General features: G+C 69.0%; 2 pseudogenes. Both read left to right on the top strand.

The annotated features are described in order from the left end of the window. A pseudogene (locus KZA10_RS14975) lies at positions 1–668 on the top strand (3-hydroxyacyl-CoA dehydrogenase family protein); the annotation flags it as partial. An 11-nt stretch (positions 669–679) separates the two neighbouring features. Continuing rightward, a pseudogene (locus tag KZA10_RS14970) lies at positions 680–1,354 on the top strand (aldehyde dehydrogenase family protein); the annotation flags it as partial. Positions 1,355–1,485: the final 131 nt, after the last annotated feature.

Genomic DNA, 1,485 nt, shown 5'->3' with positions numbered 1-1,485 from the left:
CGTCGAGGAGTATCGGGAGCGTCTCGCGACGGGCACGGATGCCGCGCTGTTCGCCCCGTGCCCCCTCGTCGTCGAGGCGGTGCCCGAGGACCTCGCGCTCAAAGATCGATGCGCTCCGCCGTGTCGAAGCACACGTCGCCTCCGACGCCGTGATCGCCTCGAACACCTCCTCCATCTCGATCGACGAGCTGGCCGCGGTGCTCGATCGCCCCTCGCACCTGCTCGGCATGCACTTCTTCAACCCCGTGCCCGCCTCCACGCTCGTCGAGATCGTTCGCGGAGCGAGCACCGCTCCCCCGCTCGTCGACTCCGCCCGCGGCTGGGTCGCCGCCCTCGGCAAGACGCCGATCGTCGTCGCCGATGCTCCCGGCTTCGCGTCGTCCCGGCTCGGTGTCGCGCTCGGACTCGAGGCGATCCGCATGCTCGAGGAGGGCGTCGCCTCCGCCGAAGACATCGACACGGCGATGACGCTCGGATACAAGCATCCGGTCGGACCGCTCCGACTCACCGACATCGTCGGGCTCGACGTGCGGCTCGGCATCGCCGAGTACCTCGCCGCCCATCTGGGTGAGCGCTTCGAACCTCCGGCCCTGCTGCGCCGCCTGGTCGCCGAGGGGCACCTCGGCCGCAAGAGCGGACGCGGCTTCTACGAATGGGACGCCTCATGAAGGGAACTGAGATGACCGAGATCCTCCCCAGCTACGTCGAGGGAGAGTGGTGGACGCCGGCGTCCACGGCTCGGGCGACCGAGGTGCGTGATGCCTCGACGGGAGAGGTCGTGGCCCGCGTCTCGACCGACGGACTCGACCTGGGTGCCGCGCTCGACCACGCCCGCACGGTCGGGCAGGCCTCGCTCGGGGAGCTCACGTTCCACCAGCGCGCCGTGCGGCTCAAGCAGCTCGCCCTCGCCCTCACCGAACGCAAGGCCGAGCTGTACGCGCTCTCCAGCCGCACCGGCGCCACGACACAGGACTCGTGGGTGGACATCGACGGTGGGATCGGTGTGCTGTTCGCGTACTCCAGCAAGGGCCGTCGCGAGCTGCCCAACGCCAAGGTCTACGTCGACGGCGGCGTGGAGAACCTCTCCAAGGACGGCTCCTTCCTCGGCCGCCACATCTACACGCGACTGCGGGGCGTGGCGGTGCAGATCAACGCCTTCAACTTCCCGGTCTGGGGGGCGCTGGAGAAGTTCGCTCCCGCATTCCTCGCCGGCGTCCCCACCCTGGTGAAGCCGGCGACCCCGACCGGGTATCTCGCCGAGGCGATGGTGCGCGTGATGGTCGAGTCCGGCCTGCTCCCCGCGGGCTCGCTGCAGCTCGTCTCCGGCAGCGTGCCCGATCTCTTCGACGAGCTGCTTTGGTTCGCGCGCAGAAACCTGTGACTAGCGTAGATGCCACGGCAACAGAAGTGCTGAGAGGGCGAGCGACATGGCAGACAACGACCCGACACCCGAGGACTTCCAGGAGTTCCTGCGGAAGATGCTCT

The sequence above is a fragment of the Microbacterium sp. BF1 genome, from assembly GCF_019279095.1.
Classification (GTDB): Bacteria; Actinomycetota; Actinomycetes; order Actinomycetales; family Microbacteriaceae; genus Microbacterium; species Microbacterium maritypicum.
The sequence above is the reverse complement of the archived record's forward strand: the minus strand, read 5'-3'. Positions and strand labels throughout refer to the sequence as shown.